19 protein-coding genes are annotated in these 23,779 nt (G+C 43.1%); 5 read left to right on the top strand and 14 right to left on the bottom strand.

Annotated features, from left to right (window positions below; translation table 11 throughout):
• Positions 1–11 precede the first annotated feature (11 nt).
• The 8 genes from sufE to ydiJ form a co-directional block, all read right to left on the bottom strand.
• On the bottom strand, positions 12–428 hold the full coding sequence (gene sufE, locus ACY3ZI_RS09025) for a cysteine desulfuration protein SufE (protein WP_036950416.1): 417 nt from the start codon (positions 426–428) through the stop codon (positions 12–14).
• Between the two features lie 71 nt (positions 429–499).
• Positions 500–1,738, bottom strand: coding sequence for a cysteine desulfurase SufS (gene sufS, locus ACY3ZI_RS09020; protein ID WP_487377201.1), 1,239 nt, complete (start codon positions 1,736–1,738; stop codon positions 500–502).
• Between the two features lie 4 nt (positions 1,739–1,742).
• Positions 1,743–3,050, bottom strand: a complete 1,308-nt coding sequence (sufD, locus tag ACY3ZI_RS09015; RefSeq protein WP_211885346.1) for a Fe-S cluster assembly protein SufD — start codon at positions 3,048–3,050, stop codon at positions 1,743–1,745.
• Positions 3,025–3,771: a Fe-S cluster assembly ATPase SufC gene (sufC, locus tag ACY3ZI_RS09010; protein WP_211885345.1), complete on the bottom strand. Its 747-nt coding sequence runs from the start codon at positions 3,769–3,771 to the stop codon at positions 3,025–3,027. Before sufC ends, sufD begins: the two co-directional genes overlap by 26 nt.
• A gap of 45 nt (positions 3,772–3,816) precedes the next feature.
• Positions 3,817–5,316: a Fe-S cluster assembly protein SufB gene (gene sufB, locus ACY3ZI_RS09005; protein WP_036950424.1), complete on the bottom strand. Its 1,500-nt coding sequence runs from the start codon at positions 5,314–5,316 to the stop codon at positions 3,817–3,819.
• A gap of 16 nt (positions 5,317–5,332) precedes the next feature.
• Complete coding sequence (gene sufA, locus ACY3ZI_RS09000; protein ID WP_036950521.1) at positions 5,333–5,701, bottom strand: Fe-S cluster assembly scaffold SufA; 369 nt, start codon at positions 5,699–5,701, stop codon at positions 5,333–5,335.
• Positions 5,702–6,084: 383 nt separating this feature from the next.
• A complete protein-coding gene (locus tag ACY3ZI_RS08995) occupies positions 6,085–6,501 on the bottom strand; it encodes a hotdog fold thioesterase (RefSeq protein ID WP_036950426.1) in 417 nt (138 codons plus the stop codon).
• The gene (gene ydiJ / locus ACY3ZI_RS08990; protein ID WP_487377198.1) at positions 6,498–9,554 is read right to left on the bottom strand and encodes a D-2-hydroxyglutarate dehydrogenase YdiJ; all 3,057 of its coding nucleotides are present in this window, start codon (positions 9,552–9,554) and stop codon (positions 6,498–6,500) included. The genes ACY3ZI_RS08995 and ydiJ overlap by 4 nt, the downstream gene beginning before the upstream one ends.
• Before the next feature lie 254 nt (positions 9,555–9,808).
• Between ydiJ and ydiK the strand changes: the two genes are divergently transcribed.
• Positions 9,809–10,924 carry an AI-2E family transporter YdiK gene (ydiK, locus tag ACY3ZI_RS08985; RefSeq protein ID WP_036950431.1) on the top strand — a complete coding sequence of 372 codons (1,116 nt, stop codon included), beginning with the start codon at positions 9,809–9,811 and terminating at the stop codon, positions 10,922–10,924.
• Positions 10,925–11,608: 684 nt separating this feature from the next.
• Here ydiK and ppsA read toward each other — a convergent pair.
• The gene (gene ppsA, locus ACY3ZI_RS08980; protein WP_211885343.1) at positions 11,609–13,987 is read right to left on the bottom strand and encodes a phosphoenolpyruvate synthase; all 2,379 of its coding nucleotides are present in this window, start codon (positions 13,985–13,987) and stop codon (positions 11,609–11,611) included.
• 281 nt (positions 13,988–14,268) lie between these two features.
• Here ppsA and ppsR point away from each other — a divergent pair, with 281 nt between their 5' ends.
• The 4 genes from ppsR to ACY3ZI_RS08960 all read left to right on the top strand — a co-directional run bounded on the left by ppsR (position 14,269) and on the right by ACY3ZI_RS08960 (position 19,565).
• The gene (ppsR, locus tag ACY3ZI_RS08975; RefSeq protein WP_154604422.1) at positions 14,269–15,111 is read left to right on the top strand and encodes a posphoenolpyruvate synthetase regulatory kinase/phosphorylase PpsR; all 843 of its coding nucleotides are present in this window, start codon (positions 14,269–14,271) and stop codon (positions 15,109–15,111) included.
• A gap of 136 nt (positions 15,112–15,247) precedes the next feature.
• A complete protein-coding gene (locus ACY3ZI_RS08970) occupies positions 15,248–16,297 on the top strand; it encodes a 3-deoxy-7-phosphoheptulonate synthase (RefSeq protein WP_154599993.1) in 1,050 nt (349 codons plus the stop codon).
• A 273-nt stretch (positions 16,298–16,570) separates the two neighbouring features.
• Complete coding sequence (locus ACY3ZI_RS08965; protein ID WP_487377195.1) at positions 16,571–18,703, top strand: TonB-dependent receptor domain-containing protein; 2,133 nt, start codon at positions 16,571–16,573, stop codon at positions 18,701–18,703.
• A 490-nt stretch (positions 18,704–19,193) separates the two neighbouring features.
• Positions 19,194–19,565, top strand: a complete 372-nt coding sequence (locus ACY3ZI_RS08960; protein ID WP_006813273.1) for a helix-turn-helix domain-containing protein — start codon at positions 19,194–19,196, stop codon at positions 19,563–19,565.
• A gap of 83 nt (positions 19,566–19,648) precedes the next feature.
• On the opposite strand, the gene lplA is transcribed toward ACY3ZI_RS08960, so the two are convergent.
• From lplA to arnT, 5 genes are all read right to left on the bottom strand, one after another.
• On the bottom strand, positions 19,649–20,665 hold the full coding sequence (gene lplA, locus ACY3ZI_RS08955; RefSeq protein ID WP_211885341.1) for a lipoate--protein ligase: 1,017 nt from the start codon (positions 20,663–20,665) through the stop codon (positions 19,649–19,651).
• Positions 20,666–20,739: 74 nt separating this feature from the next.
• Entirely contained in the window at positions 20,740–21,225 is a 486-nt protein-coding gene (locus tag ACY3ZI_RS08950; RefSeq protein ID WP_036950443.1) for a C40 family peptidase, read from the bottom strand.
• Between the two features lie 142 nt (positions 21,226–21,367).
• Complete coding sequence (arnF, locus tag ACY3ZI_RS08945; RefSeq protein ID WP_211885340.1) at positions 21,368–21,775, bottom strand: 4-amino-4-deoxy-L-arabinose-phosphoundecaprenol flippase subunit ArnF; 408 nt, start codon at positions 21,773–21,775, stop codon at positions 21,368–21,370.
• Positions 21,772–22,119, bottom strand: a complete 348-nt coding sequence (gene arnE / locus ACY3ZI_RS08940; RefSeq protein WP_211885339.1) for a 4-amino-4-deoxy-L-arabinose-phosphoundecaprenol flippase subunit ArnE — start codon at positions 22,117–22,119, stop codon at positions 21,772–21,774. The genes arnF and arnE overlap by 4 nt, the downstream gene beginning before the upstream one ends.
• Positions 22,116–23,774 (bottom strand): lipid IV(A) 4-amino-4-deoxy-L-arabinosyltransferase, encoded by a 1,659-nt coding sequence (gene arnT, locus ACY3ZI_RS08935; protein WP_211885338.1) that lies wholly within the window; start codon positions 23,772–23,774, stop codon positions 22,116–22,118. The genes arnE and arnT overlap by 4 nt, the downstream gene beginning before the upstream one ends.
• Positions 23,775–23,779 lie beyond the last annotated feature (5 nt).

Here is a 23,779-nt window from a genome sequence, read left to right as displayed (position 1 = left end):
CCACTGAGTACTTAAAGAAGTTGGTGAGCTCGCGCTAAAATTGACTTGATCATGCCATTTAAACCTTGAGTCCTAGAAGGCGTAAGATGCTGCTCAAGCGCCAATTGCTGGAAAAAGTGTTTTACATCCACAGCAAGGATCTGTTCAGGTGTTTTTCCTTGAAAGAGAATAATCACAATCGCCACTAACCCTTTAACAATAGCGGCATCACTATCTCCGGCAAGAACAACATGACCATCCGGTTGTTTTTGCATATCAATCCACACTTGGCTTTGGCAACCTGCTATCAAGTTATCATCCACCTGTTGAGCTTCAGATAACGCAGGTAATCGCCCGCCCAGTTCAATCATATACAAATAGCGTTCTTCCCAATCTTGGCAACGTGCAAAATTGCGTAATAGCTTCGCTTCATCGGGTAACGCCGACATAATATTTCCTTCTCTCTATCTGCTACAATCTCTATTTGCTGCAATACGGTGACTTCGATATACCATCGGTACTAGCCAAGTAATTGTTTAACACGCAGTAACGCATTATACAAAGCATCGATATCCTGCTTAGTCGTATAAACACCAATAGATGCCCGACACATCGCAGGAACTTGATAATGTTCCATTAATGGCATAGCACAGTGGTGCCCAGTACGAATAGCAATCCCATATCTATCCAGAAATGCCCCAACATCATATGCATGATGTTCACCTAAATTAAAGGCTATCACGCCTTCACGCTGGTCATTCCCATATAAATGAAGGGAAGGCACTTGCTTAAGCAAATCCGTCGCATATTGCATCAATTGCTTTTCATACGCAAAAGTTTCACTTAATCCTAACTCATTGAGATAGTCTAAAGCTGCGCCTAACCCAATGATACCACTGATATTTGGGGTGCCAGCTTCAAATCGCCATGGAATGTCCGCAAATGTGACTCCTTTTTTCAGGCTGACTTGGCGGATCATCGCCCCACCCCCTTCCCAAGGTGGCATTTTCTCAAGCAATGCCTTCTTGCCGTAGAGGATCCCAATACCTGTTGGTCCATATAGCTTATGACCTGAACAAACATAAAAATCGCAGTCTAGCGCTTGTACATCCACCTGTTGATGCATCGCCCCTTGCGCACCATCTACCAGGATAGCCAGCCTATTTCCATACTGCTCTGAAATTTCACGCGCTTGTGAAATCAATTTTTTCACCGGATTAACGGTACCAAGCACATTGGAAATATGAGTGAAACTGAAGAGTTTTGTACGCGCATCGATGAGTTGTCCGAGCTGAGTGGTATCGAGGGTACCGTCCTCAAGGATAGGCAGAATTCGGACGTCAAAACCACGCTCTTGCGCCAACATAACCCAAGGAACAATGTTCGCATGGTGCTCCATTTCAGTGATAATAATATTATCACCTTGCTGGATAAACTGGCGCCCAAAGCTATTAGCAACAAGGTTAATCCCTTCCGTCGTCCCTTTGACAAACACTATCTCTTCAGGGGAAGCCGCATGCAAAAAATCCGCGGCTTTTTGGCGAACATTTTCCACCAGCGTGGTGGCATTCGCGCTTAACGTATGAACCCCACGGTGCACTGCCGCGTATTGATGCAACGTAAATTGACTCTCTGCATCCACAACCTGCTGAGGCTTTTGAGCACTCGCCGCGCTATCTAAATAGACCAATGGATGGTTATTCACGGATTGCGCTAAGGCAGGAAAATCCTGCCTGACCGATTCAACGTCAAATGGCATCAGTTTACACCTCCGCTAAACGTTGATGAATACTCGCCATCACCGCCTGTTTTAACCCATCGATAGTAATCGATTCGGTTAACTCAGCTGCGAATGCATTGATAATCATCTGCTTAGCAGCTTGACTATCAATCCCTCTAGAACGTAGATAAAAGAGTTGCTCATCATCGATACGCCCAACCGTTGCTCCATGACCACATTTCACGTCATCGGCATAGATCTCCAGTTGAGGCTTCGTGTCGATTTCCGCTTTTTCACCTAGCAATAAGGTATTGTTAGTCATTTGACCGTCTGTTTTCAGCGCATTAGGGTCAACTTTGATCATCCCGTTGAATACCGCTTTGCTGCTATCCATAGCGATCACTTTATGCAACTGTCGACTATTACAATAACCCGCATTATGTTCAAGATAGCTGCGTGTGTCGGCAATTTCATTACCTTGCGGCAACAACAGGCTGTTTAGCTCAAACTCCGTATTTTCACCGTCAAGACGGCTACTTGTATGATGACGGGTTAGCCCTGCGCCTAATAAAAAGCTGCTACTTTTCACTTGGCTATCACACCCCACCACAATGTCATTATGAGCAAAGTGCTGCGCCTGTGGATTTTCTGTCATCAGCTTGAAATGGGTAAACTGAGCATTATCACCCACTTCGACCGTTAAACGCCCTCCGGTGAGATGCGGTTGGTCATCTAAGCTGATAAAGTGTTCAATCACTTGAGACTGGCTATTATTCCCCAGTGTCAAATGGTAGCGATATTGGCTCATGTTCATCGATTCTAGATCATGGCTACCACTGGAGATATTCAGTAAATAGAGTGGCTTAGTCGCAACTTTATTGGCAGCTAACTGGATGATAAGCGGTTGAGCCGCTAGGCATTCCGTTAAATGTAAGAAAATCTCGCTGTTCACCGCATCTGGTAGCCAGTCTTGGCTATCGAGCAGAGAAATTTGAAATTCCCCCGTATCGACAGAGCTCAGTTCCGCATTGTAGCGTCCATCCACCAACACAACACGATAGGCATTGATAGCTAATGCAAGTGCGTCACTTAGCGGTGCCTGCTGTTCTTGCGAGCTAAAACGGTAGTGGGTATTTAACACGCTGTTTAACGGAGTATAGTGCCAGTCTTCATGACGAAAAGCGGGCAGCCCTACGTGTTTAGCGAGGCTCCAATGGGTTTGTGCGTGCTGAGATTTTCCACCTAATCCTTGCTCATATAGCGTTTCAAAACGGCGCATTGCCTGCTGATTTAAAGCATCAACCGCAGCGCGTTTTTCCGCTCTTTCACTGTTGGTCAATAAGCCAGCCATAGCCTTGCTCCTCCAGTTTTTTCGCTAAACTGAAATCACCGGATTTGATGATTTTTCCTTGATACAGGACGTGAACAAAATCAGGTTTTACATAGTCCAAAATGCGCTGATAGTGGGTCACGATAATAAATGAACGCTCTGGTGTACGTAGTGAATTCACGCCATTGGAGACGATTTTTAGCGCATCGATATCTAAACCCGAATCGGTTTCATCTAAAATACATAACTTAGGCTCTAACGCCGCCATCTGTAAAATGTCATTCCGTTTTTTCTCGCCACCAGAGAAACCTACGTTAACTGAACGGGTGAGCAGGTCTTGTGGCATATCCAACAATTCGATTTTATCTTCGATAAAATCTTGGAAATCAAAGCGGTCTAACGCCTCTTGCTGACGATATTCGCGCACCGCATTCACTGACGTTTGCAGGAAAAATTGGTTACTCACGCCCGGAATTTCAACCGGATATTGGAATGCAAGAAAAATCCCTTCGCCTGCGCGTTCCTCTGGATCTAACTCAAGTAAATCCTTACCGTTGAATGTCACTTCACCACTATCAATTTGGTAATCTTCACGGCCTGCTAGGGTTGCGGACAAAGTACTTTTACCCGAACCATTTGGTCCCATAATGGCATGAACTTCCCCCGGTTTAATATCCAGAGACAGCCCTTTTAAGATTTCATTACCTTCTACACTTACATGTAAATCTTTAATACTTAACATATCAACATGCCTTTAGCGCTCAAGCGCAACTAAACTCGGTTAGGATCAGCCCACACTGTGTTCTAAGCTGATAGCCAATAATTTTTGTGCCTCAACGGCAAACTCTAGTGGCAATTCTGAGAAAACATCTTTACAGAAGCCGTTAACAATCATTGAGATAGCGTCATCTTCGCTGATCCCACGTTGCAAGCAATAAAACAGCTGGTCTTCACCAATGCGCGACGTTGTCGCTTCATGTTCTAATTGCGCGGTATTGTTCTTCACTTCCACATATGGGAAGGTATGAGCGCCACATTGGGTACCAATCAGCATGGAGTCGCATTGGGTAAAGTTACGGGCGTTATGGGCGCTCGGGAGTATTTTGACAAGTCCACGATAACTATTTTGGCTTTTACCTGCCGAAATCCCTTTTGAGATAATCGTTGAGCGGGTATTTTTGCCGATGTGGATCATTTTGGTTCCCGTATCCGCTTGTTGGTTACCGTTGGTCAGCGCGACAGAGAAAAATTCCCCGACAGAGTTATCCCCTTTTAAAATCACGCTTGGGTATTTCCACGTAATGGCAGAACCCGTTTCGGATTGTGTCCATGACATTTTAGAGTTTTCCCCTTCGCACAGGGCGCGCTTAGTCACGAAATTAAGAATTCCCCCCGTTTCGCTATCACCACCCGAGAACCAGTTTTGAACTGTCGAGTACTTCACTTCGGCATCTTTATGGATAATCACTTCTACAACAGCTGCGTGCAATTGATAGCTATCCCTCACTGGTGCTGAACACCCTTCGATGTAACTCACATAACTGCCTTCATCGGCAATTAAGATTGTACGTTCAAATTGCCCTGTTTTTGCCGCATTAATACGGAAATAGGTCGATAACTCCATCGGACAACGCACCCCTTTCGGGATGTAAACAAAGGTTCCGTCCGATGCTACCGCCGCATTCAGTGCAGCAAAAAAGTTATCGTGGCTCGAAACAACGCTACCCAAATATTTTTGAACCAGTTCAGGGTATTCTTGAATAGCTTCGCTGAACGAGCAAAAAATAATACCGTGTTTGGCTAAGTCGCCACGGTAGGTTGTCGATACAGAAACGGAGTCAAAAATTGCATCTACCGCCACTTTGCTGCCTTCACGGACAGGCACGCCAAGCTGATTGAAAGCATCTTCAACTTCACTCGTCAGGTAATTTGCTTCTTCCGCAGCGCCTGTTGATTGCGTCGCGCCTGGCTGTGAACCACAGGCATCATCACACGACCCGCAAGATGGCGCGGAATAATAGCTATAATCTTGGTAATCCAAATTTGGATAATGGGCTTTCAGCCAGTGTGGCTCTTCCATGCCTTTCCAGTGATTAAAGGCATCAAGACGAAATTGCAGCATCCACTCAGGTTCATTACGCTTCGCAGAAATAGCACGAACCACCTCTTCATTTAGCCCTTTTGCCATCTCATCGGTGGCAACTTGGGTAAAAAAGCCTTCTTTATAACGTTTTTCATCAAGCCAGCTTTGAACATCTTCGCCAACTTCTACATTGCTCTGAGACATAATCTAGCTTCACAAGTTAAACGCCGAAGCTTTCACCACACCCACAGGCATGTTGAGCTTTCGGGTTATTAAATTTAAAAATATGGTTAAGCCCTTCTTGGACATAATCCACTACCGTGCCATCAATGAATGGCATTGCTTTTTTAGGCACATACAGGTGTGCACCATCGAGTTCAAACACTAAGTGGTCATCGGTTGGGTTTTCAATCATCTCGAAGACGTATCCAAAACCTGCACATCCCGACTGTTTCACGCCGAGGGATAGACCTTTACTATTCGGTGTTTGAAGAACTAACTTATTGATCTGTTTAGCGGCACTTGGGGTTAGGCTGACGCCCTGCCATGAATTTTCATCCAATGAAAATGTTTCTACACCACCAGTCATATTGACCTCACTTTTCTTATGGTTTTTCAGCCTGTTATCAGCGATTTCTTCTCTATATGACATGGTAATGATTACCCATATGACTTCAACCATTTGTTTTAAGAGGTTATAGCTATGAGAACGGTTTACTGACAGGATTTTAGTTTATGGAAATATCTAACCAATTAATAATTAAGAAATAAATCTCATTCATGATAATATTTTTTATGTATTATTGAGTACATAAAAATAACACAAATTAATAAAGTGATATTCGGTTTAGTACCACATTCATTGAATGAGAATGAATAAATTAGATAAGTTATAAAGAATTGATATGAAAGATAAATATAGGATTGATACCCTCAAATAAACTGAGGGTATCAGAATAAACAAACTGCTGATTATTCAAACAATACGGCAGTTGTTAAACGGGAGGTGCAACACAGTTGGTTTTTCTCGTTAAAAATTTCGATATTCCACACTTGCTGACGGCGCCCTAGATGAATCGGTTTGCATACACCTCTCACCACACCTTCTCGCGCTGCACGAATATGGTTTGCGTTAATTTCCACACCAACTACACGTTGATCACCTTCACTGCATAGGTAGCCTGCGATTGAACCTAAGGATTCAGCCAATACAACCGAAGCACCACCGTGTAGCAAACCAAAAGGCTGTTTGGTGCGATGGTCGACTGGCATGGTACCTTCAAGGTAGTCATCACCAAAGCCTGTAATTTCAATCCCTATATGGCCTAACATACAGCTTTCAGCCATCGCCGCCATTTGTTGCAAGTTAAATTGACGCTTCCAAATCATGAAACAATCTCCAGTAAGGCTTGAATTGGGTGTTTGATTGCCGTTTTTTCCATTCGTTTTACTTGGCTACGACAAGAATATCCCGAACTTAAGCAGCGTTCTAGGGGCAGTTTTTCTATCGCAGGTTTCCACGACAGATTGTAAATACCTTTTGAATTCTCAAGGTTAGCGACTTCATGACCATATGTTCCCGCCATTCCACAGCATCCAACACTCACGTTAGTCAGTTTGCGTCCGTAACGGGAAAACAGTGCCGCCCATTGGTTGGCGCTATTTGGTAATGCCGTTGATTCGGTACAGTGACCAAAGAGATACCAAGGTTGCTCATCTGTCCCATCATTCTTGGTTTGTTCCGGTAATGAGATTAACCATTCATGAGCCAGCATTACCGTAAATTGGCATTGCTGCTCACCTAAAATTTCATGGTATTCATCGCGATAACACAGTACCAATGCAGGATCGACACCCACCATCGGTAATTGCAGTTTAGCAACGCGATTTAAAAAATCCGATGTTTTACGTGCGGTTTTCGCAAAACGGCTTAAGAAACCTTTGATATGTTGTGCTTTGCCATTTGGTGAGAATGGGAGTAACACAGGTTTGTAGCCTAACTTTTCAATCAAACGAACAAAATCCGCGACCACTTTTGCATCGTAGTAGCTGGTGAATGGGTCTTGCACCACAAGCACATGTTTTTCGCGCTGGCTGGCAGACATTCCTTCAAGTTGTTCTAATGTCAGGGAGGTCGCTGCATGCCCTGATAACTCCTGTTTCAGCGTCGGTTGAGAAAATAACGGTAAATCCACCATACCAATAGTGTGTTCGCTCAGTTTCTGAACCACCGTTTGACGCAAGAAGAAGTTAAAAACGCCCGGTGCTTTTGACATTAACGGAGCACTGGCTTCCACATTCGCCACAATATGGTCACGAACCGGTCGCAAGTAACGGCTATGATATAGCGCAAGAAATTTTGCGCGAAAAGACGGTACATCAATTTTAATTGGACACTGAGTCGAACACGCTTTACAGGCTAAACACCCAGACATCGACTCTTTCACTTCATGGGAAAAATCATAATCCCCTTGCTTCGCCCGCCATGAGTTACGTGTTTTTTCAATCAACCCACGTAACGATGGAGACTCACTTTTCACGCCTTTTTCAATTTGCTCTGGCGTTACGCCCTGTTCCGCCAATAAACGTAGCCATTCACGAACTAACGTTGCACGACCTTTCGGTGAATGCACACGCTGGCGGCTAATTTTCATTGATGGACACATTTGACTTTTAACATCAAAGTTAAAACAGAGCCCGTTGCCGTTGCAATCCATCGCACCTTGGAACTCTTGGCGTATTTGAACAGGAATTTGCCGATCGTATGTACCGCGTTTAGCTGCATCTACCTGTTTCATTGGGGCATCGATACCCGCTGGTGGGCAAATTTTTCCAGGGTTCAAACGGTTATCAGGGTCAAATGCCGCCTTAATATTGCGCAGTTCACCGTAAAGCACTTCACCAAAGAATTCTGGGCTATATTGCGCTCTGAAGCCTTTACCGTGTTCCCCCCACAGTAAGCCACCATATTTTGCCGTCAAAGCAACAATCTCATCCGAAATTTGTTTCATTAACATTTCTTGCTGAGGGTCGCACATATCTAATGCTGGGCGAACGTGTAAAACGCCCGCATCCACGTGACCAAACATCCCGTAATTCAGTTTATGGCTATCCAGTAGCGCTCTGAATTCCTCGATATAATCCGCAAGATGCTCCGGTGGTACACAGGTATCCTCAACAAATGGGATGGGTTTCGCGGCACCTTTGCTGTTCCCCAATAATCCCACTGCTTTTTTACGCATATTATAGATACGGATAATATCAGCAAGGTCATGGCAAACTTGGTAGCCAATCACGCCCGCTTGCTGGCTCGCCATCAATTCATCAAGGCGCTGGCATAAACTATCAGTCAAATGATTGATTTCGTCTTCATCATCGCCACTAAACTCAACAATGTTCAGCCCAAGCATCTCTTTATTCGGTACATCGGTGATCAGCGATTTGACGGAGTGCCAAACAATATCTTCTTTCGCAAGATTCAATACTTTCGAGTCGACGGTTTCTACCGAGAGCGCTTGCGCCTGCACCATAAACGGTGCGTTACGCAATGCGGATTCAAACGAATCATATTTGACGTTCACCAAACGGCGCACTTTCGGTAGCGGCGTGATATCCAACGTGGCTTCCGTAATAAACGCCAACGACCCTTCAGACCCCGTTAGAATTCGCGTTAAATCAAATTGAGTAAGGTCATCATTAAAAACATGGCGTAAGTCATAGCCCGTTAAAAATCGGTTTAGTTTTGGAAATTTTTCTTCAATTAACGGACGTTGCTCTAAGCAGCGTTCAAGTACAGTTTTATAGATACGCCCTTCGACTGAATCCTCTAACGCAATCGTTTGGGCGAGTTCGATAGGCATAGCGCGAGTATCAAGACAAGCGCCACCCAAAACCATCGCTTTAACCCCTAAAACATGGTCTGACGTTTTGCCATACACTAATGATCCCTGTCCAGAAGCATCTGTGTTGATCATCCCGCCCAATGTCGCACGGTTACTTGTGGATAGCTCCGGAGAGAAAAAGTAGCCATACGGTTTTAGAAATTGGTTGAGTTGGTCTTTAATCACGCCAGCTTCAACTTTTACCCATCCCTGTTCTGGGTTGATTTCTAAAATTCGATTCATATAGCGGGACATGTCCACTACAATCCCTTCGGTGAGTGATTGCCCATTAGTGCCCGTTCCCCCGCCGCGTGGCGTGAAACTTAATTCACGGTATTTGTCTTGCCCTGCGACGCGCGTAATGATTTGTACGTCAGCGCTGGAACGCGGGAAGATGACAGCTTGTGGTAATAGTTGGTAAATGCTGTTGTCAGTCGCCATGGATAAACGCTCAGCGTAGCTGGTGCCAGTATCACCAGTAAAACCTTGCTGTTGTAGCTCGTGCAGAAATTGGATAGCTAACTGACTAAGATGTGGTGCTTCAGATATACGCGGGATCATTATTAATCATGACTCTTGTTGTTGAGTAATCGCATTTGTCGTTATGTACTATCTTTAGTTTAAGTAGCACAATAGGCACAAGGTTTATTGGAGTGCTCCCTCGCAGCCTGTAAAGATAGCGCATCTGCCGGTGACATTGTCAGTAAAACCATATCACAATATCGTTTCTTTTAAGCATGAAAAATAATTACGTTATTTTCACCTGTAAAAGCCCTAACCCCACAGAATTTTCATTTGTTAAGGATTGATCATTAATGGAAAAATCGCAAAAACGTTTGGATTTACCCAAACTCGTCCTTGGACTGCTCTCTATTATCTTTATGATAGCGACCTGTTTTTGGGTCTTAAGCCCATTTATTTTAGGATTCGTATGGGCAGGGATGATGGTGATTGCTACTTGGCCAATTCTCTTACGACTACAAGCACGTCTTTGGAATAAGCGCTGGCTTGCTTCGCTGACCATGGTTCTACTGATATTCCTTCTTTTCGTTATTCCAACCAGTATTCTGATTGGCAGCATTATTCAAAACAGTGCGCCACTTATCGAATTGGCAAAATCACCGGCCAGCATCACCTTGCCGGATTTAGAGTGGCTGAATCAAGTGCCTATGGTCGGAGAGAAACTGTATTACGCTTGGCACAGTTTAGTGGCAAGTGGTGGTAACGCGTTATTGGCTAAAGTTCAACCTTATTTCGGTCAAGCCGCGGGATGGTTTGCAACGCAGGCCGTGAGTGCCAGCCGCTTCTTATTTCACCTCGTATTAATGCTGCTGTTTAGTGGGCTGCTCTATTATAAAGGCGAGCTGGTGACAATCGGTGTTCGTCATTTTGCTGTACGTCTTGCGGGCATCCGCGGCGATGCCGCCGTGGTACTTGCAGCACAATCTATTCGTGCAGTCGCACTTGGCGTGGTGGTTACTGCGTTAATTCAAGCCATTGTAGGTGGAGTCGGTCTTGCCCTATCTGGTATTAGCTATGCTGCCATTTTAACGGTCTTGATTTTTATCTGCTGTGTTGCACAACTTGGTCCACTATTAGTGATGGTTCCTTCCGTTCTTTGGCTATTTTGGACGGGAGATACTACCTGGGCAATTATTCTCGGGGTCTGGGCGGCGGTGGTTGCCACTATGGATGGCGTGTTACGACCTTGGCTAATTAAAATGGGTGCAGATCTTCCTATGGTGCTTATTTTAGTGGGTGTTATCGGCGGTATCTTATCATTCGGTATGATTGGCTTATTCATTGGTCCTGTGGTGCTGGCTGTCTCGTATAGCCTGCTCAAAGCGTGGATGAATGAAGTGGCACCACCAAGTGAAAATTTAGAAGCCACCGAAAAATTCCTTGAAGAAGAATTCTTAATGAAGAAATAAATTTCATTTAATTCGAGAAAACATGTTTCATTTTGGACATGTTTTCTCGACTATCTATTCTCATTAATATTTAGAAACAATATTTAACACACTACTGTTAGTTTTTATCTTTAATTATGTTAATATTCTCCACATCGAATGAATAATCATTTGGGAACAATAAGTAATATGGTATTAAGAGTGTTCCGAGTGATTAACTTATTTAAACAGTTTAATATATCCCTGTTAATATCTCTTCGATAACGAATTAATAAGTTATGTTATTTAATTTCTAACGTGACTTACTTAACCAAATTGCTGTGTGTAGTCTTTGCCTGTCAGCCCATGATAGGCTTTTTTTTTATCTCTACATCCCCCACACTCCGCTCCTACATTACATATATCATTATAATATTCTAATTACTCTCTCTATACGTAATTACGCATAATTAGAGTAATGGATTTAATGGTTTTAATTATTTAATAACTTTTTATTTAACATTAATAACGAATCCATTTATGAGACTATAGTTTTATTTTGCTGAAAATCTGAATAATATATTATGAATATTTACGTAAATTAAACTTACATTGAGTTTAATTCTATCGCTGTAATAGGTTGTCTCTATATATAAACAAAGGTCGGCAAATAATAATTATTTACCGACCTTCTTATAATGAACAATCTAAAAATGAATAATTAAATTATTGATTTCCAGCGATTGTTAGCCAAGTGTGCACTACTGTGTCTGGGTTCAACGATAGGCTATCAATGCCCTCATCCACCAGCCATTGTGCGAAATCTTGGTGATCTGATGGGCCTTGCCCACAAATACCGACATATTTGTTCTGACGCTTCGCAGCCTTAATTGCCATTGACAACATTGCCTTAACCGCATCATTACGTTCATCAAACAATTCAGATACAACACCAGAGTCTCTATCAAGACCGAGGGTTAACTGAGTCATGTCGTTAGAACCAATGGAGAAGCCATCAAAATGCTCAAGGAACTGGTCAGCTAACAGTGCGTTAGATGGGATTTCACACATCATAATCACTTTTAAGCCATTCTCACCACGTTTCAGGTCATGTTTTGCCAGCTCAGCAACCACAGATTCGGCTTGTGCTACTGTGCGAACAAACGGGATCATCACTTCAACGTTAGTCAGGCCCATCTTATTACGAACACGTTTAACAGCGTCACACTCCAGCGCAAAACATGCACGGAAGCTATCTGACACATAACGCCCCGCCCCGCGGAAGCCCAGCATTGGGTTCTCTTCTTCAGGCTCATATCTATCGCCACCAACGAGGTTGGCATATTCATTGGATTTAAAGTCAGATAAACGCACGATCACGCGTTTTGGCCAGAATGCCGCGGCGAGTGTTGAAATCCCTTCCGTCAGCTTGCTAACGTAAAATTCAACAGGGTCATCATAGCCGACCATCATATTGCGGATTTCTGCTTGTAATTCTGGCGTCTGAGCATCGAACTCTAACAGCGCTCTTGGGTGAACACCGATCATACGGTTGATGATAAATTCGAGTCTTGCTAAGCCGACACCTTCGTTTGGTAAACACGCAAAATCAAATGCACGGTCTGGGTTACCCACGTTCATCATGATTTTGACGTTCAAATCAGGCATGTCGTTCACTTCTGAACTGTGGATTTCAAACTCCAATTTACCGTCATAAACAAAGCCAGTATCCCCTTCAGAACAAGAAATCGTGACTTCTTGGTCTTCTTTCAGGCGTTCAGTTGCATCACCACAACCAACAACAGCAGGGATACCAAGCTCACGCGCGATGATCGCCGCATGACAAGTACGACCGCCACGGTTTGTCACGATAGCAGCGGCTTTTTTCATGATAGGTTCCCAATCGGGGTCCGTCATGTCCGTCACTAATACGTCACCCGGCTGAATTCTATCCATCTCACTTAAGTTATGGATGACTTTAACCGAACCTGCGCCAATGCGATGACCGATTGCACGACCTTCAACTAAGACCTGCCCTCGGTCTTTCAGTTTATAACGCTCCATAACCTGTTGGTTAGAACGAACGGTTTCCGGACGCGCTTGAACAATATACAGACGACCATTATGACCATCTTTTGCCCATTCGATATCCATTGGACGACCGTAGTGTTTTTCGATCTGTAAAGCTTGGCGAGCCAGCTCTTCCACTTCGTGATCGGCTAAAGAGAAACGATTGCGTAGTGCTTCTGGCACATCTTCAATCTTCACTTGTTTACCGTGCTCTTTACTGTCGGCATAGACCATCTGCAATTTTTTAGAGCCTAATGTACGACGTACAATCGCAGGCTTATTATTTTGTAGGGTTGGTTTATGGACATAGAACTCATCTGGGTTTACCGCACCCTGTACAACCATCTCGCCGAGACCATATGCGGAGGTAATAAACACGACTTGGTCAAAACCAGATTCAGTATCGATAGTAAACATAACGCCGGAAGAAGCGAGGTCAGAACGCACCATTCGTTGTACACCCGCAGATAACGCGACGCCACGATGATCGTAGCCTTGGTGTACACGGTAAGAAATAGCACGGTCATTAAACAGCGACGCAAATACATGTTTAATGGCAACCAATACCGCATCAATCCCTTGAACGTTGAGGAATGTCTCTTGCTGCCCAGCAAATGAGGCATCAGGCATATCTTCAGCGGTTGCTGATGAGCGAACAGCGAATGACGCTTCTGCTTCACCTTCAGACAATTGAAGGAAAGCTTCACGAATATCCTGCTCTAATGCTTGCGTCAATGGGGTATCAATCACCCATTGGCGGATCTGAGCACCGGCTGCCGCCAGTTGGTTCACATCATCAATATCCGTTTCATCTAGCAGGTTGTAAATACGCTGGTTTACACCGCTCTGCTCCAGAAAATCATTAAACGCCTGTGCGGTTGTCGCAAAACCGTTTGGTACGGATACACCAAGATCGGACAAGTTGGTGATCATTTCACCGAGGGAAGCGTTTTTGCCTCCAACACGGTCAACATCGTTCATCCCTAATTGGTTATACCAAAGTACATTACACGGAGTAAGGCCATTTGTGGACATTGAAAGCGATCCTTTTATAGCAATTTAGTGACAGACAACAAATCGTAAAAAATCTCGTTGGCGAAAATTCGCCTCGCGAATAGACTAGCACAGACGTTATGGGAAGATGGACTGGTGAATCGTTCCATCAATTAATAAAATTTTTTTGTTCTAAAAATTGTTCAAAATTTGTCTATACTTCCCCCCAGAAATGATTTTTAAATGTTTATTCACTTACAATATTTTCCGAAACTCAGAAAAAACACGATAAAAAGAAGCCAGTTATGAGCGAATTAAATTCTATGAGTAAAAATGCCAGCCAAGTTCAACGTACCGTTTTTTTCATCTCTGATGGCACCGCAATCACGGCTGAAACGTTAGGGCATGCCGTCTTATCTCAATTCCCATTATCCTTTATTTCTTACACCTTACCGTTCGTTACTACACAAGCACGAGCGCTTGAAATTAAACAAAAAATTGACACTATCTATGCTGAAACAGACCTTCGGCCGCTGGTGTTTTATTCAATAATTTCCCCAGAAGTCAAAGAAATCATCACTCAAAGCGCGGGCTTTTGTCAGGATATCGTACAAAGTTTGGTCGCCCCAATACAGCGAGAAGTCGGATTAGAACCGGAGCCAAAACTCAATCGTACTCACGGGTTATCCATGCAGAATATGAATCAGTATGATGCCCGTATTGCAGCAATTGAATATACCCTCGCTCACGATGATGGCATTTCATTACGTAACCTTGAACAAGCGCAAGTAATCTTAATCGGTGTCTCTCGCTGCGGTAAAACACCAACAAGCTTATATTTAGCAATGCAATTTGGCATACAAGCTGCCAACTACCCATTCACTGCCGATGATATGGACAATTTACAGCTGCCTGCCGCATTACGTCCCTATACCCATAAACTTTTTGGTTTAACTATCAGTCCTGAACGTCTTGCCGCAATTCGTGAAGAACGCAGAGAAAACAGCCGTTATGCCTCGCTTCGCCAGTGTCGTATTGAAATTGCTGAAGTAGAAGCTTTATTTAGGCAGAATAAAATCAATTACTTAAATACTACCAACTACTCTGTTGAAGAAATTTCAGCCAAAGTGATTGATACGATGGGATTACAGCGTCGTATTTTTTAGCAAAATAAAATATAAAAAATTATTCATTCAACCCAAGTTGGTGGTTTGAATTTGAGCCAGTTTCGTTTATTGTGACCTTAGTCACTAATACGGCTGTACGAAATGGCCCAGCCGAGTAAAAGTTTTGAGAAACAAAATGCATAAAACAGATGAGTTACGAACTCAGCGAGTGGACAGTTTAATTACGCCACAAACACTCGCTGAGGAATTTCCGATATCCCAAGCAATCGCCGATAACGTGACAGCGTCACGCAAACGAATTGAAAAGATCCTATCCGGTGAAGACCCGCGTTTGCTGGTGATTGTAGGTCCTTGCTCTATTCATGACATTGATGCCGCAATTGAATACGCTAATAAGCTAAATACGTTACGTCAAAAATATCAAGATCGCTTAGAAATTGTCATGCGCACCTATTTTGAAAAACCGCGTACCGTTGTGGGCTGGAAAGGCTTAATTTCTGACCCGCATCTTGATAATTCATGCCAAGTGAACACCGGCATTCGTTTAGCGCGCAAGCTTTTGATTGAAGTTAATCAATTAGGATTAGCAACCGCTACTGAATTCCTCGACATGGTGACAGGACAATATATTGCTGACTTAATTAGCTGGGGAGCGATTGGCGCTCGTACCACCGAAAGCCAGATCCATCGTGAAATGGCATCAGCGCTCTCCTGCCCTGTTGGTTTTAAAAATGGTACCGATGGTAATATCAATATCGCTATTGATGCTATTCGTGCCGCCAAAGCGCAGCATATGTTTTTATCACCAGATAAGAGCGGGCAGATGACAATCTACCAAACCAGTGGTAACCCTCATGGGCATATCATTATGCGTGGTGGCAAGAAGCCTAACTATGAAGCGCAGTACATTTCACAAGCTTGTGAAAAATTAAATGAATTTGGTTTAGCTGAGCATTTAGTGGTGGACTTCAGCCATGGTAACTGCCAGAAAATTCATCGTCGCCAATTAGATGTGGCGCAAGATATTGCTCAACAAATTAAGCAAGGCTCCACAGCAATTAGTGGTGTAATGGCAGAAAGCTTCTTAAAAGAAGGCAATCAAAAAATCTGTGCAGACCAACCTCTAGTTTATGGTCAATCGATTACCGATCCATGTTTAGGCTGGGAAGACACTGAACAATTGATTGAAATACTGGCTGACGCAGTTAACTTCCGCTTTAAATAACCTTTTTCATCCAAAAATGCCCCCTGCGCTTTGGCTTATTTTCAATCTAAAGCGCTTATTTTCATTCCCCGCCCAAATCACTCACCACAAACATATTCATTCAATGAAATAATTAACCCATTATTTTAAATAAAGCGGCATTATTAACTAAAAAATACTTGATACAGCCATTTTATTAACGATAATGATTCTCGTTTTTAACTATAAGCCACCCAAGATAATTTTTTATTATCTCGGTAGCCAGAATCATATTACTCAGGAAAGGATTTCCTAATGGCGTTTACATTGAGATCAGCATCAACTTTAGATGCTTCACACAGCAAAGCATTTTCTTTATCAACATTAACCGTCGCCCTTGCTATGACTGGGTTCAGTACCATGACCTTAGCCGCTAACGACGTGATCCACGTAACCTCTACCCCTCTAAATAACGAAAAATTTGCTGTTGCCGAACAATTTGAGGTCATTGATACTACAGCACCAGAACAACAAACTGCCTCATCTGCTCTCGATTTATTAAAGGGTCAAGCGGGTATTTTTGTGACTGGAGCAGGTAGTACCTATGGGCAGTCAGTGCAGATGCGAGGCTACGATTCACGTGGCGTAAAAATTATGGTGGATAATGTTCCCCAAGATTTTTATTCAGGCTTATTTGATGCCACCTTCATTGATCCATCATTGATCAGTAAAGCTTATATTCATAAAGGCGCATCTTCTGTACAACATGGAAGCGGCGCACTGGCTGGAGCTATTTCCATCAAAACGTTAACGCCATCGGATATTCTTGAGCCTGACCAAAAATTTGGTGGTCGTTTATTCAGCGGAATGAATCGTAACGACCACAGCTATCATGCGGGAGCCACGCTTTTAGGGCATTTAGGTCCACTAGATGGCGTCATCAGTTACACTCAACGGAAAAAACAGCTCACTAGCTCTCCTGTCTCTAATAAGTATGACCATCATGAATCCGTGCATAACTGGTTACTCAAAACAACGTGGTATGCGCTTCCGGCCTATTCTATTGGTTTGCAGTACAAAGAATACCGCAATGATGCCATTGACTTGAAGCAACCCGAGGTCATTGACACCCGTCAACCTAAATTTAAAAACTCCCCGCATCAGAGGGAAACCATACAAAAAGACATTATCATTGACCAAAATTTCACACCTGATAATCCATTGAATTGGCAGGCAAATTGGTCGATTTACTACACCAACCTTCATCTTTCACAATTAGATTTACAGAAAAAATCAAACATTTTTACGTCATACAGTTATGATACCGAAACACGTAATCAATACACCTATGGAAGTCAGTTTTCTAATGACTTCTCCATACATACGCCACGTTTAAGCCATCACGTTCAAAGCGGAGTTGATTATGTTCAGCAACATCAAGTGTCTAATGAATACGCTATAAGCTACCCTCCAGCTGAGATTTCGAATGCTTCTGCGTGGTTAATCAATGATGTAAGCCTAAAAAGTATACCTGTGACTTTGTCTGCGGGAACCCGTTTTACCCATTACAAAACTGCGCGTGAAAATGTTGGCAAACAGCAGCACAACAATTGGTCATCACGTTTTGCCGCTACCGTCACACCAACGAGTTGGGTCAAGTTACATTCATCCTATGCCGAAAGTTATCGTGCCCCACGTCTCTCTGAACTCTACAATAACTCCAACCATTTTACTGTTCCCATACTCGGTCTTGTCTCTGATTTCCGCCCATCTCCCGATTTAAAACCAGAGACAAATAAAACGGTTGAGGCTGGATTTGTTTTCAGTTTTGATAATTTTGTTTTGCAGGGCGATGAACTGCAAATTGGCTCAACTTATTTCCATACAAAGTCAAAAAATCACATCGTGACCGGCGGTAATTTTAAGAAGGTCAGTGGAAACTGGTTCCCATCGCAAATATTCTTGGAGAATATTCCATCTGCAACGATATCCGGGTTTGATAGCCATATTCGATATTCAAATGAGTGGTTTGACGTCAATATCAACCACAATATCACTGACGGACGAGAAGATGATACGCATTATTCCCTATCGTCCATTCGCCCTGAAACACTGATAATGCGTTTCAATGCACCAATTGCAAACAGTGGCGTCAACGTGGGTTGGTTTGGTGAATTTACCGCAAAAACTAAATTCATGGGGAACTCACAATATCAATCATCGAACCAAAATACAGAGAACGGGTTAGATCGCAAACACCGTGAAGTGATTCAATATGCAGGTTATGGCGTTCATGATTTTTACGTAAACTACAAAGCCGACCAATTTGTCAAAGGGCTAAATACCACCCTGACCCTGAAGAATGCATTTGATAGAGACTATGTCTCTTCTATGGGCGTACCGCAGGAAGGTCGTAATTTTTATTGGAATGTGAATTATCAGTGGTAATTAATCAGTAACTACATATTGAAATCAGGTTCATTTATCCCAATCTTAAATTTCATGGGTAAATGAACCTTTCAATACATCCCACTATTGTTAAGAAAACAATTTACCTCGGAATTTCCTGTTAATTGTTATATTACCTTGAGTTACTTTGCTCATAATTACATCAAATAAAAATTCAATAATTTACTTGGTTAATAAAATAGAACAGCACCAACAATAAATTTGAACAAGTCTATTGGCAAGCTAAACAAGCCTATTTTTAACCATGAAAACAAACATAACCAACTGTATTTAAATACATTTTAACATTCATCAGTGTATGTTTAGTTTTTCGCATTTCAATGAAAACTATCGTAACAATAGTTATTCTCATTCAAAAACCGCACGATTAGCCTATCGATATATCGGAAAAAAAGGAAGAATAGACCATAATTTCATGAGTTATTATTAGTTATTAATGAACAATAGCCTACTAGAGTAGGAGGTAGATATGTCAGAAAGTGTAGTCAATGAAATCATTAGATGGCTTGAAAGCCAATTACAACGCAATGAAGGCATCAAAATCGATACTATCGCGGATAAAAGCGGATATTCGAAATGGCATTTACAGCGTGTATTTAAAGAGCTTAAAGGCTGCACGCTAGGCGAGTATGTTCGTAAACGTCGCCTGCTAGAAGCTGCTAAATCATTACGTGAAGGCAACTTACCTATTCTAGATATCGCGTTGCAATATGGCTTTAGCTCTCAAGCCACATTTACGCGTATTTTCAAGAAACATTTTGATACTACCCCTGCTAAATTCCGTCAAGCGGGTGAATTACCAGAATGCAAAACTTTTATGACTTGCAATTGCCATCATTAAGCGCGCATTAGATTTTCGTTACACCCTCAAACACCCATTCCAACGAAATCTATATTTTGAGCCGATAATTATCGGCTCTTTTTTTATCTCAGCTCGTTAACGAGCCAATTTTCTAAATCTGCAAACTGTTCAGCCAATGCAGGCCACTGCGTCTTCATTTGAGTCATTAACTGACGGATGGTTTCCGCTCGATAAACTTGTCCCACCAATTGCTGGCTTAACCATTCCAATGGGGATGGTTCGAGACTGTCGGTGAAAAATTGGCAACGCGTGATCACGCCTTTTTCAATATCAAAATGAAACTCAATACCGCCCCATGGGAATCGAGTATCCGCCATATGACTAAAAGCAGGCGCTTGCCCAAAGTTCCATTCCCAACTACTTTGCTTCGCAAATGTCTCTGCAAAATTAGGTAAATCAGGGAGTTTCTCTGGTGAGATATATTCTGGCTCGACGGTTTCACCATAATAGCTAAAGAAGCTATTTATGATCCCTTCGCACACTTTTTCATGGGAAATATCAGGTACTAGCTCATTTAAATTGGCAACGCGAGAACGTACTGAGGTGATCCCTTTGGCTTGCAGTTTTTTAGGATCAGGATTGAGGTAATTTGCTAATCGACTTAAATCGGTATTAATCAGTAAAGTACCGTGGTGGAAGCCACGATCTTTAGTTTCACGGTAGGCTGAGCCTGATATTTTTCGTGGACCATTTTCAGTTTCGAGGACTAAATCATTGCGCCCCGAAATTTCAGCGTGGATCCCGACTTTTGCCAGCCCATCCACAATAATTTGAGTTGAAATGGTTTTATCATATTCCGGTTTCCCTGCCATAAAGGTAAAGCAGGTATTGCCTAAATCTTGAAATACAGCCCCGCCACCACTACTACGACGCGCTAACCGAACATTATCTTGTTCCATTTTACGGGTGTTACACTCTTTCCATGGGTTTTGAGCGCGCCCGATGACCACCGTATCGGCATTACGCCATAGGAACATCACGCGTTGGTTAGCTGACATTTGGCGAAAAATAGTCTCTTCAACCGCTAAATTAAACCAAGGATCGAAGGATTCAGAGATAAATAAACGTAATGTAGACATTCGGCTATCCTAAAAGCAAAACTTGCCCCTAAGATAGCATAATCATTGAGGAATTAATGAGGAATGAAGCGAAATTAGATGCGCCGCGCCTGCCAAAACACTTTTCGCCAATAGCTATTATCCATCGATGAACGCATCACACCTTTACTGGTCGATGCATGAATAAAGGTGTTGTCAGTATCGTAAATCCCAACATGCAGGCCGTTTTCCCCTGATCCCGTTTTAAAGAATACAAGGTCACCCGGCATTAAATCCGATTTATCAATGCGCGTACCTAAACGTGTTTGGTCAACCGTCGTACGCGGGACTTCAATCGCAAAGCGATCGCTGAATGTTCGATAGACAAAACCCGAACAATCCACACCATTTTGGCTCATGCCGCCATAGTGATACGGCGTGCCATACCACTGGCTCAGTTGGTCTTTGAGCTGAGCGATAGTCATTATAGGATCAGACAATTGGGTTTTCATTGGCGGTGCTGACGTCCGTTTTACGGATGAAGAGCAACCAATCAGCACGAGGCAACACAGCAATGGTAGGTATTTGAGATTCACTATCATAGCGTACCTTATAGATAACCAGCGGGCATAGATAACCACAAAATAATAACCTTAAGTGATATCTTAATACGCGAGACTATAATATACAATAAACAACAGTGCAGCGCATAAAAAACAAACACCTAAGGCTAATTATCTGATGCTATTTAGCTTTTTTCGTTAAAGGCTTAGAAGGTCGACTGATCAGCCATACGCCTAACAGAATAAATGCAATCCCCGCCGCTTTTAACACCGTTGCGGGTTCATTGAACCATGGCAACACCACCGCCAATATGTAAACAAACACATAGCTGAGGCTGATAAGTGGGTAAGCTTTATTGAGCGCAATATATTTTAATGCAAATAGCCAGCACAGCATCGATAGTGCATAGCAGACTAACCCAACAAAGATAGTCCCCAAACTTACCGCATTATCTGCCAGCCATTCTAGCTGTAACCAGTGCCAACCCAACGTGAATGAAGGTAGCTCCACAACCCCCGCTTTCAGGCTGAGTTGTGCGACGGTGACTAATAGCGCACTACCGAGTACCCATAAGTATCCTTTATTCATACACTTATACTCATCAGTAGTATTCCTATCATGATTGAGGCAACTCCGAGCCAATGGTTTAGTCCAGTTTGCTCATGGTAGACAAATTGCCCTATCAATGTGACTAAGACAAAATTAATACTGAGCATCGGGTAAGCAATACTGAGTGGCATTGTTTCCAATAACTTTAGCCAAAACAGCATCCCCAATCCCAGCATTAATACCGCCAGCATCAGCCAACGAATGGCAGATGCGGCTTTATTATGTTTGTCTCCTTGCCAAGTTACAACGGCTTGCTTTTGGGCAATTTGCCCAATGCAAGTCAATACACTGACAAGGAGTAACAGAAGTAATTGCGCTATCATTGTTTATGGTAAACCACTATTGCCATACGGGAATTCTTAATGACTTCATCCGGCTTCGGAATGTCTGGCAACCCTTCTTTTTTACCTAACAAGAACACCACGGTAACCTGGCCTTCTTGGCGAGCTTTTGCCAGCCATGCCGCAAATTCATCTGGTTTAACCAAACGATGCGCACTGTCTGGGTATTCCAAGCCATAGGTTAATTCACCGCTGCTATTATAGAGATAAATATTGGAATTTTTGGTTTCCCATGCCAGCCCCGCAGCTACGCCGACGTTACTTGCCATCAAATATTGGCTATTCATCAAGAGATCATGATTTTGATGAATAAAATTCTGCGGTAACTTCGAATCAATAGTGTTATTTGGTAATGCACTACCAATACATAAGCTGACCGCCAATGAGCAAGATGCCGCCCACAGCCAATATTTCGCATTTAATACGGTGCAGAGATAGCCGATGATCGCCCAAATGGAAAACGCCACAACCCCCAGCACCATTTTTGACCATTCATCATGCTCATAGAGAGGCTTTTTGATCACGCTGCTAACGATAATTACCGCTATCACGGCGGCAATCCCGATAACAATGTTAATAATTCCGTTGGCTTTCAATGCCTTCATGGTGCCATTGCGCACACAATCCACACCATATTTCGCCATTAGCAGCGCTAATGGCGCCATAAATGGCAGCATGTAAGTTGGTAGCTTCCCGCGTGAAATACTGAAGAAAATCACCGGAGCCACAAACCAACATAATAAAAAGAACATATCTGGGCTAGATTTACGCTCTTTCCATCCTTTAATTAATGCGCCAGGTACTAAGCCCATCCACGGAATAGCCCCAAGTAAAATAATCGGAATGTAGTACCAGAATGGCGCGACGTGCTGAGCATCATCCGCCGTAAAGCGTTTCACATGCTCAATCCAGAAGAAGTAATTCCAGTAATCCGGTTCCTGTTTGGCGATTGCCAATGCCCATGGCAAGCTAATGATCACCGCAGTGATAATCGCTAATGGACCATATTTGAGCATTTCAAGGAAACGTTTTTGATACAAGGTGATAGGCAGCATCACGATGACGGGAATGGCTAAGGCTAAAAAGCCTTTAGTCATAAATGCCATACCGCAAGCCAAGCCAAGAGCGCCCCACGCGGCGAGTTTGGTTTTAACCTCTCGAGCCTTCATTGCCCATAAGCAACAAAACATACTGGCGGCTATCCATAACGATAGCATCGGGTCGAGAACGCTGTATGTCCCTACGGCAAACACCAAGAACATCGAGATGTAGATAAAGCTTGCCACATAAGCAACATGGCTATTACGCCACATCATTTTTGCCATGCGGTAAACCAGCAGAGTGCTCAATAAAATACAGAAAACAGAACCAAAACGAACGGCAAAGTTTGTGTCACCAAAAATCATTTGGCTAATATTGTTGATCCAATACCCCGCTACTGGTTTCTCAAAGTAACGAATATCCAGCATGTACGGCACGATCCAGTCGCCGCGTTGTAGCATTTCGCGACTGATTTCCGCATAACGGGTTTCATCCGGCTGCCAAAGTAAACGACTGTTTAACGGCAGCAAATAGGTCAAGACAAAAAAAAGAGCCAGCAGAGAGGCTCCTACTTTGCTCGCTCGGTTATTCAACATGGGTA

Source organism: Providencia sp. LY12 (assembly GCF_057621555.1).
The sequence above is the reverse complement of the archived record's forward strand: the minus strand, read 5'-3'. Positions and strand labels throughout refer to the sequence as shown.